This window comes from Curtobacterium sp. Csp2 (genome assembly GCF_013347165.1).
In genome coordinates this window covers 154,557-163,005 of record NZ_CP054593.1, presented here as the reverse complement: position 1 = coordinate 163,005, position 8,449 = coordinate 154,557, and the positions used below count along the sequence as shown (strand labels likewise).

The following is an 8,449-nucleotide window of genomic DNA, read 5'->3' as shown; positions in this document are numbered from 1 at the left end:
TACGACGACGTCGACTACATCTCGGCCCACGCGTACTACGAGGAAGAGGGCGACCTGTCCTCGTTCCTGGCCTCCGGCGTGAACATGGACCACTTCATCGACACCGTGACGACCGCGGCCGACCACGTCAAGGCGCACAAGAAGTCCGACAAGCGGATCGACATCTCGTTCGACGAGTGGAACGTCTGGTCGCTCAGCAAGTGGAACGAGCAGCAGAAGACGTTCGAGCTGCAGGACTGGCCGGTCGCGCCGCGCCTCCTCGAGGACGTCTACACCGTCGCGGACGCGGTCGTCGTCGGCGGTCTCCTCATCACGCTGCTCCGCCACGCCGACCGCGTCGCGTCGGCGAGCCTCGCGCAGCTCGTCAACGTGATCGGCCCGATCATGACCGAGCCCGGCGGGCCGGCCTGGCGCCAGACCACGTTCTTCCCGTTCTCGCTCACGTCGCGCCTGGCGAACGGCACGTCGCTGCAGGTCAAGGCCTCGGGCGACACCGTCGACGGCGGCAAGTACGGCGAGGTCCCGGTCGTCGACTCGGCCGCCACGGTCGAGGACGGCAAGGCGGCGGTGTTCCTCGTGAACCGCCACCAGACCGAGACCACCACGGTCACGATCGACCTGGCCGGCCTGCAGGTCGACGATGACGTCCGTGCCGAGGGCGTCTGGGACGACGACGTGCACGCCGTCAACGACCTCGGGAACCGCGAGCGCGTCGGACTGCGGACGAACGACACGGTCCGTCGCGACGGCGACACGATCACCATCGAGCTGCCGCCGGTCTCCTGGACCGCGGTGTCGATCGGCTGAGCTCCGCCGGCTGCGGCCGGCGGTCGAGCGCCTCGGCGAGCGCCACGGTGAGCGTCGAGTGAGCACGGGAGGGCGTCGGTCCGCGTGAGCGGGTCGGCGCCCTCCCGCTGTCCGTCGGTCGGCTCGCGATCCGGCACGGGACGGACGGGAGGATCGTGGCGGGGCCGCCACGATCCTCCCGTGGCGTTGTCCGGTCCCCGCACCGGGCCCCGCGCACACGGCGGACGTGCCTACAGTGCGGGGCATGACGGGGACGGCGGAGCCGGATGGAGCGGGACCGCTCGGGCCGTTCCTGGACGACTTCGTCGCGTCGATGGCGACCTGGACCCCGCCGGAGGACGCCGGTCCCGAGCGCGGTTCGTCCGCAGGGCGAAGGGTCCGGTGACCGCCTGTTGACGTCTGCCGTCGGTCCGGTCATCCTCGGAGCACGGCAGCGTTGCGGTGGTGGATCAGGCCCCCGTGACGCGGGATCGGTGCCTGTTCGGGTCAGGTCGCCCCGGTGACCGCGACCGACCGGGTCGCGGTCACCGCCGTCACCGCCGCAGCGTCTGTCGCGGGTACTCGCCGACCGCGCGGAGGTACTCGCCCGCGAACCGGCCGAGGTGTGCGAAGCCCCACCGCCGGGCGACCTCCTGCACGCTCGTCGTCGCCGGGTCCGACCGTCGGAGTTCGATGCGCACCCGCTCGAGACGGACGCGGCGCACGTAGTTCATCGGGGTCGTGTCGAGGTCCCGCTGGAACGCCTCCTGCACCGCGCGGATGCTGAGGCCGGCGGCGTCCGCGATGTCGGCGACGGAGAGCGGACGGTTGAGGTGCTCGTGCACGAACTCCACCGCTGCCCGCAGACGGGCCTTCCGGGGCAGGAGCACGACCGCCGGCAGCTCGGGCGCCGCCGGGGGGTACAGGTCGAGGAAGGCCGAGGCGGCCTCTCGCGTGAGCGTGTGCCAGAGGAGCGTTCCGACGCCGTGCCGGAGCTCCTGCGCGAGGAGCGTCATCTGCCGGCGCCAGCGCGCGACGGCCTCGGCGTCGAGCTCGCGGAGGTGGTCGAGCGCGAGGTCCGTCACCTGCCCGGTGTGGAACCGCTCCGCGGACACCTCGTGCACGAGGTCGCGGGACAGGTGCACGAGCCGCTGGTCGTAGTCCTCGTACGCGAACACGAACTCGCGGTCGCTCGGGAACAGCATCGGCGTGCCGATGCGCATCGGGACGCCGTCCTGGCGGACGTCCGGCACCCCCGTCCCCTCGGTGAGCCACTGCACGACGTAGTCGTCGGTGTGCGGGATCGCGCCGCGGATGGCCCCGGTGATCCGGGACCGTCGGAGGGTGACGGCGGCGTCGCCGACCGCGGTGTAGCGGTAGGTGAACGGCTGCTCGGTGGCGTGGGCGGACCAGCCCCGGCCGCCGTACAGGCCCCCGACCTCGTGGACGACGCCCTCCGGCTGCGTCCCGGCGGCCTCGAGCCGGACAGCGTGGGGTGTGGGCGTCCCGTCCGCCGGGACGGGACGTGCTCCGGCGTCGACGGCGGTCATCGTGTCGCCTCGAAGAAGTCGGCGTACGAGGGCTCGGAGCCGGAGCCGGCGGCCCGGAGCCGCACCACGGCGGCGAGTGCGGACGGATCGGCGAGACCGGCCCGCCGTCGCCACTCGGCCGCCGTCACCGGTAGCGCATCGGGCCGGATCGGCGGTGCGTAGGTCGTGCGGGTCTTCGGCCCGCGGCCGAGGACGTCGGTCGCGGTGTGCATCATCTGGACCACCCCTGCATGGCTCGGAGGACGTGTGGACGTTCCGGCTGCCGGGGTCTGGGGCTGCTCGTCGCCACCGTAGGACACGGGCGCTCGACGTGTCGACAGTTCGGGCTCCGTGACCGGGCGGACGATCCAGGTTGCGCGGCCGACGTCGTCCTCCGGGCGGCGCGTGGCGAGGTCCGGGGGTCGGTCGCTACCGTGGGGCGACCGACCGACGTGCGACGAGAGGACCGACGGGGTGATGCACACCGCTGACGACCTCGCCGCTCCGTACACGGTGCTCCCGGTCGACGGTGTGGCGATCTCCACGCTGGCGTCCCCGCTCGGTGCCGAGACCGTGGCAGCGAGCAACGCGTTCGCCGCGCGGCTCGACGAGATCCAGCTCGACCTGGGCGAGGGGCCGATCTGGCAGGCGGTCCGGGACCGGCACCCGGTGCTCCGTCCCGAGCTCGGCGCCGCCGGTCCGGACGAGTGGCCCACCGCGCTGGCGGCGCTCCGCGCGGCCGGGACCGGCGCGGTGTACGCCTTCCCGATGCACGTCGGCACCCTCACGGTCGGGACCGTCGGCCTCTACGCCACCCTCGGTTCGACGATCACCACGGCGGACGCGTCGGGCATCGAGGGACTCGCGGGGCGCACCGCCCGGCTCGTCCTCGCGCGCGGCCTGCAGCGGGCGGTCGACGAACGACCGGGGGAGTGGTCCTCGGGACCGTGGTCCCGCCGCGAGGTCCACCAGGCTGCCGGCATGGTCGCCGCGCAGACGGGGACCACCCCGGACGACGCGCTGCTGCTCCTCCGGGCGTCCGCCTTCGCGAGCGGGCAGAGTGTCCTGCAGGTGTCCGCGCGGGTCCTCGAACGCGAGATCGACTTCGGTGATCCGTCGGGAACGGACGCACCGGGAAGGAACACGCCATGACCGAGGACCGAGAGCGCCGGCTCATCGACGCCTTCCTCACGGCGACGGGCACGCTCGTCGGCGACTACGACGTGGTCGAGATGCTGCAGACGCTGATCGACGACATCCAGGAGCTGTTCGACGTCGACGCGGTCGGCATCATGCTCGCGAACCAGCAGCAGGAGCTCGAGGTCGTGGTCTCGACGAGCGAGGCGAGCGCCCTGCTCGGCATCCTGCAGCTCGAGGCCGGTGAGGGACCGTGCGTCGAGTCCTACGAGACCGGTCGGACCGTCTGGGTCGCGGACCGCGAGGACATGCGCCGCCGGTGGGCACGGTTCGCCGAGGAGTCGGAACGCGCCGGGTTCGCCTCGGTGCACTCGGTACCGCTGCGCAGTCGGGAGGCCGTGCTCGGCTCGATGAACCTGTTCCGCACCGAGCCGGGGCGCCTCAACGAGCAGGACGCGGTGGCGGCGCGGGCGCTGACGGACGTGGCGACGATCAGCATCCTGCAGCAGCGCGACGCGGACCAGGCCGCCCGGACGCAGCAGCAGCTGCAGCAGGCGTTGGACAGCCGGATCGCGATCGAGCAGGCCAAGGGCTTCCTGGCGCACACGCACCGCGTCGACCTCGACGCCGCGTTCGCGATGCTGCGTGCGCACGCCCGGTCGCACGGGCTGCTGCTGCAGGACGTCGCCCGTGCCGTGACCGAGCGACGGCTGGACCTCGCGCAACCGGAGTCGGCGGACACCCGCCGCTGACGATCACCGGGTCCGTGCCGCCCGGGCGCGGTCCTTGATCGCCTCGATCACCTCGGTCTTGGCGTCGGCGTACGCGTTCATGTCGTCCCAGCTGCGGGTCATCAGTGTCCGCTTGACGTCCTCGTAGCGCTGGCGGTCCGCGGCGTCCCGGCGGAGGTGGTCCCGGAGCAGCAGGTACGCGTCGAGCGCGGGCGCGCCGTGCTCGTACACGTGGACGTGCACGTCCCGCTCCGGGGTCCGGACGAGCCGGTGCCCGGGCTCGCGGACGCGCAGCTCGTAGCCGGCTGCCAGGAGCGGCTCGGACATGATCTACCTGCCCGCGGCGAACGCGGTTATGGCCGAAGCTCCGCACCCGCGAATTCGCGGTCGAGCGATCGGGGTGTTCCAGACCGCGAGCTCAATCGGCATGGCGTTGTTCCCGCTCACCCTGGGCCTGTTGGACTCACGAACGCCGTGGCTGCTGTGGCTCATCGCTACATGCGTGTTCGTCGCTGCCGCGTGGGCCTGGCGCGAAGCAGTACAACGCCTGCCGCAACGAGTGCAAGTTGCCGAGCTGACTGACGTCGACGCGTGAGAGGCGCTTGGCCGGACCTAACCGAGTCCGGCCAAGCACCGTCTCGATAGCCGATCGGCTATTGATACGCTTCTTCGTCACGTCGTTCCCCACCGGCACGGGCGCCGAGCTCCTCGAGTTCGAGACCGTCGCGCTCTGAGACGCAGTGACGATGAAGGCCCGCGGATCACATGATCCGGGGCCTTCATCGTCCGCGTGCGTTAGTGCTAGATGGCCGGTACTCGATCAGGCTCGTCGGAGTCGCTGACGGGTCTACGGAATGGGGCGGCAAGGGTTGGCAGGATGTGGTGCCGCTGGGTCCAGAACACGACGAGAGCGATAAGGAGGTGCGCGGCGGATAGGATGTACCGGCCGGTCGTGCCGGTGATCGCGAACTGTATGGCGAACAGGGCAATCAGCGCGATCGCGGCCCATCGGTGGAATCGGAGCCCGATGATGATGGCGACGCCCATCAGCGTCTGTGACGCGGTCAACACGAACTCTTCCGTCTGACGGGCGTCGAGGACGACGTCGAACCCGCCGCCGCCAACGGCGTGCGCGATCGGGAGGGAACCGACTAGCAGTGACCACTGGTTCACCTTTGATGCGATCAGCGTTCCGATCGCCGCCGCACCGTTGCCGCGGAGGGCGAACAGGATCGCGACGATGAACTCCGGCGCCTCCGACGAGAGCGGGGCGAGCCACTGTACGAGGAAGAAGCTGTCGATGCCGAGCTTGCTGCCGCTGTCGACCAGGGCGGTTGCGAACGGTTCCGCGGAGGCGAGGATGACTGCCGCGGCGATGACGAACATCGCCACGACTGTGATGCGGCGGCGGCGGCGGGGGAGCGCGCCGATGTTGGCGGCCATGCCGACGAGTTCTTCGTCCTCGTCCTGTTCGGCCTGCCCGGCTCGCCAGAGGTAGGCCACGAACACGAGGATCAGGATCAGGCCGAACCACATCGGGATGATCCCGAGAATGGGGATCAGGAACGCGACCACGGCGAGGAGTACCAGGAAGCCGATCTCGGTGCGGACACCACGGTTGAGCTGCAGGAACGCACTGCGCCCCTCGATACGCGCGTCCCCAGTGTCGGGTTTCCCGGCACGCAGCGAGCGGGCGGCGACGATGATCGCGACGAACACGACCAGCGGCCACCCAAAACCCAGCAGCAGCCGGTTCGAGCCGAGCATGTTCGCGGCCGCGAACTGCTCGTATGAGGGGTCGTAGCCAGACCGGAACGCATAGTAAAGGTCGACCGCGTACTCGGGCAGCACAGCGATCAGCGCGAGGATCGCGATCGCGAGGGGGCCGGAGATGTCGAGCTGTGCTGCTTCCGCGGCCCACGCGAGCAGGAACGACGCGGCGACGACTGCGCCGCCGAAGATGAACAAGTCGACCACGGGGCTCGGTGCGAACCCGGTGATTCGGAACACGACGCCTGGTGCCATGAAGGCAAGGCAGAGGGCGATTCGAGCCCAAGCAGTACGGGGCATGGTGATGCTTTCGGTCTGAGCCGCAACCGAACCGCCTCGGAGAGGAGCTTCGGCCGTCGACTGATGGCCGAAGGTCTCGCTCGCCCCTGATCGGGGTGGGGTGCCGGGCTGGTCATCGTGACCGCCAGTATGTCGACATCCGCCGCATCGCCCCGGAGGACTGTGGGAGCTACTCCCCTTCAGTACCGATGATGCGCACCGAACCGCCACTATGCAATATTTCGGCACGCCGAATCCGAGAGCGTGGCGGCCCGATGGCCCCGTCAACCGACGGGTGAATGAAGCCTGTCCTGACCCGAGTCAGAGATGCGCCCGAAGGACCATCGGTCAGCGACGCTGTTGCCCGCGGGGCACACCAGTCGGCGGAGAGGGCTAACCGCCATTCGTGAGCAGGGCGTCACGGCTGAGGGCTCGGAACCACTGATGGCCGATGTCGGCGGTGAATTGACGGTGCCAGGCGAGGATGATCGGAATCGGCGGCAGGTCGATCGGGAGGCGGAACTGCGCCACGTCGGCGCCGAGTTGCGCGGCGACGGATGCCGGCAGGACTGCGAGCGTGTCGGTGGCACGGACCACCTCGACCGCCGCTCCCGTGGCAGCCAGTGACGCCACCACCGTGCGGGACCTGCCGATCGACTCCAGGTGTTCGTCGATGCGGTCTCGCAGTCGCCCGCGGCGGGACACGATCACGTGTGACGCGGCGACCCACCGGTCGAGGTCGACGGGTGCCGTGAGGATCGGGTGACCAGATCGAGCGACCCCGACGAGTTCGTCCGCACCGGCGGCGTCGTGGTCGATCGCTGAGGACGTCGGAGCGGACGACCCGATTTGGAGATCGACAACGCCTCGTCCGAGGTCGTTGTCCTCGCCGGACGCTTCGCCGAGGAACCGCACCCGCACCCCGGGCGCACTCGACGAGACCTGCTGTGTGAGCACGGGCGCCAGCGCCGTAGTCAGAGCGTCGTGGGCCCGCACCGTGAACGTCCGCTGCAGAGTTCCGAGGTGCAACTCTCGCTCCGGCGCGAGGACAGCAGCACTCCGCAGCACCAGTGCCCGCACCTCGTCCCGGAGCGCGAGCGCCCGAGGGGTGGGCCGCATCACTCGGCCCGTGCGGACGAGAATCTGGTCCCCCGTCGCGCGGCGGATCCGGCCGAGTGTGCGGCTCATCGCAGGCGCGGAGAGATGCAGCCGATCCGCGGCGCCGGTCACGCTTTCCTCTTCCAGCAACGCATCCAACGCGGTCAGCAGGTTCAGATCAAGTTGCACGAAACGCAATTTACACGTGCACGGATTGTATTTGTGCGCAGGTGAGAGCACTCCTACCGTTGCCACCAGAGCGACGACACCCGTCGCGACAAGGGAGAACAACCCATGAACGAGACCACTGCATCCGTCCAGACCACCGACGACTCGGCACTGCTCGAGGGCCTTGTCGCCGCCGTCACCGAGGCCGGTACCGTCCTGCTCGACCGGTTCTCGACGGCGAACCGCGTCGAGGACCGCGACGCACTCCTGGCAGCGATCGGCGACAACGACGACGCGTCCACCGCAGTGCTCCGCCCAGCGCTCGAGCAGCTCCGCCCGGAGGCACGGTGGGACGACGACGAGGAAGGTCACGGCGGCCTCGGTGCCGGCGAGTGGTGGGTCGCGGACGCTGCCGAGGGCAACGTGAACCACATCCACGGCGGAGCGAACTGGGGCGTCACCGCGACCCTCGTCCGCGACGACGTCCCCGTCATCACCGCAGTGTTCCTGCCCGCACTCGGCCAGACGTTCACCGCCGTCCGTGGCGGGGGCGCCTTCCTGAACGGGTCTCCGATCACAGTGTCGGCCAAGTCCGACCTCGCCGCGGCGCTCGTCGGCACCGGGCAGGCCAAGCCCGGCGAAGCCCCCGAGGTGCGCCGTCTAATGAGCGGATCCATTGATCGGATGCTCGACGCGGCGCTGCTCGTCTCAGCCACGGTCCCGGCGACCCTGCAGCTCGTCCAGGTCGCCGCCGGGCACACCGACGCGTTCTGGCAGTACGGCCAGGTCCGCTCCGGCCTTCTCGCCGGCGCCCTGCTCGTGCAGGAAGCCCACGGCGCCGTCATCGACACCACCGGCATCCCGTGGACGCTCACCAGCCCCGACTTCATCGCCACCACCCCTGGCCTCGCGCCGAGCATCGCCGCAGTCCTCCGCTGACACCCCTACCCA

10 protein-coding genes are annotated in these 8,449 nt (G+C 70.3%); 5 read left to right on the top strand and 5 right to left on the bottom strand.

Annotated features, from left to right (window positions below; genetic code table 11):
- On the top strand, positions 1 to 807 hold an 807-nt coding region (locus tag HUN59_RS00780; RefSeq protein ID WP_302690947.1), incomplete at its 5' end, for an alpha-L-arabinofuranosidase C-terminal domain-containing protein.
- Between the two features lie 533 nt (positions 808 to 1,340).
- Here the strand turns inward: HUN59_RS00780 and HUN59_RS00775 are convergent.
- Both HUN59_RS00775 and HUN59_RS00770 read right to left on the bottom strand, forming a co-directional pair.
- Positions 1,341 to 2,336: a helix-turn-helix transcriptional regulator gene (locus tag HUN59_RS00775; RefSeq protein WP_141859557.1), complete on the bottom strand. Its 996-nt coding sequence runs from the start codon at positions 2,334 to 2,336 to the stop codon at positions 1,341 to 1,343.
- A complete protein-coding gene (locus tag HUN59_RS00770; RefSeq protein WP_141859559.1) occupies positions 2,333 to 2,551 on the bottom strand; it encodes a hypothetical protein in 219 nt (72 codons plus the stop codon). The genes HUN59_RS00775 and HUN59_RS00770 overlap by 4 nt, the downstream gene beginning before the upstream one ends.
- 238 nt (positions 2,552 to 2,789) lie before the next feature.
- On the opposite strand from HUN59_RS00770, the gene HUN59_RS00765 reads away from it, so the two are divergent.
- Both HUN59_RS00765 and HUN59_RS00760 read left to right on the top strand, forming a co-directional pair.
- Positions 2,790 to 3,467 (top strand): GAF and ANTAR domain-containing protein, encoded by a 678-nt coding sequence (locus HUN59_RS00765; RefSeq protein ID WP_174777216.1) that lies wholly within the window; start codon positions 2,790 to 2,792, stop codon positions 3,465 to 3,467.
- Positions 3,464 to 4,204, top strand: a complete 741-nt coding sequence (locus HUN59_RS00760; RefSeq protein WP_174777215.1) for a GAF and ANTAR domain-containing protein — start codon at positions 3,464 to 3,466, stop codon at positions 4,202 to 4,204. Before HUN59_RS00765 ends, HUN59_RS00760 begins: the two co-directional genes overlap by 4 nt.
- A gap of 3 nt (positions 4,205 to 4,207) precedes the next feature.
- Here the strand turns inward: HUN59_RS00760 and HUN59_RS00755 are convergent, their stop codons facing one another.
- Positions 4,208 to 4,510 (bottom strand): GrpB family protein, encoded by a 303-nt coding sequence (locus tag HUN59_RS00755; protein ID WP_141859565.1) that lies wholly within the window; start codon positions 4,508 to 4,510, stop codon positions 4,208 to 4,210.
- Here HUN59_RS00755 and HUN59_RS00750 point away from each other — a divergent pair.
- Positions 4,509 to 4,778: an MFS transporter gene (locus tag HUN59_RS00750; protein ID WP_174777214.1), complete on the top strand. Its 270-nt coding sequence runs from the start codon at positions 4,509 to 4,511 to the stop codon at positions 4,776 to 4,778. The genes HUN59_RS00755 and HUN59_RS00750 overlap by 2 nt on opposite strands.
- 206 nt (positions 4,779 to 4,984) lie before the next feature.
- On the opposite strand, the gene HUN59_RS00745 is transcribed toward HUN59_RS00750, so the two are convergent.
- Both HUN59_RS00745 and HUN59_RS00740 read right to left on the bottom strand, forming a co-directional pair.
- On the bottom strand, positions 4,985 to 6,208 hold the full coding sequence (locus HUN59_RS00745; protein WP_082687765.1) for a sodium:proton exchanger: 1,224 nt from the start codon (positions 6,206 to 6,208) through the stop codon (positions 4,985 to 4,987).
- A gap of 417 nt (positions 6,209 to 6,625) precedes the next feature.
- Positions 6,626 to 7,519, bottom strand: coding sequence for a LysR family transcriptional regulator (locus HUN59_RS00740; RefSeq protein WP_058742216.1), 894 nt, complete (start codon positions 7,517 to 7,519; stop codon positions 6,626 to 6,628).
- 105 nt (positions 7,520 to 7,624) lie between these two features.
- On the opposite strand from HUN59_RS00740, the gene HUN59_RS00735 reads away from it, so the two are divergent.
- Positions 7,625 to 8,437 (top strand): inositol monophosphatase family protein, encoded by an 813-nt coding sequence (locus tag HUN59_RS00735; RefSeq protein WP_058729312.1) that lies wholly within the window; start codon positions 7,625 to 7,627, stop codon positions 8,435 to 8,437.
- Positions 8,438 to 8,449 lie beyond the last annotated feature (12 nt).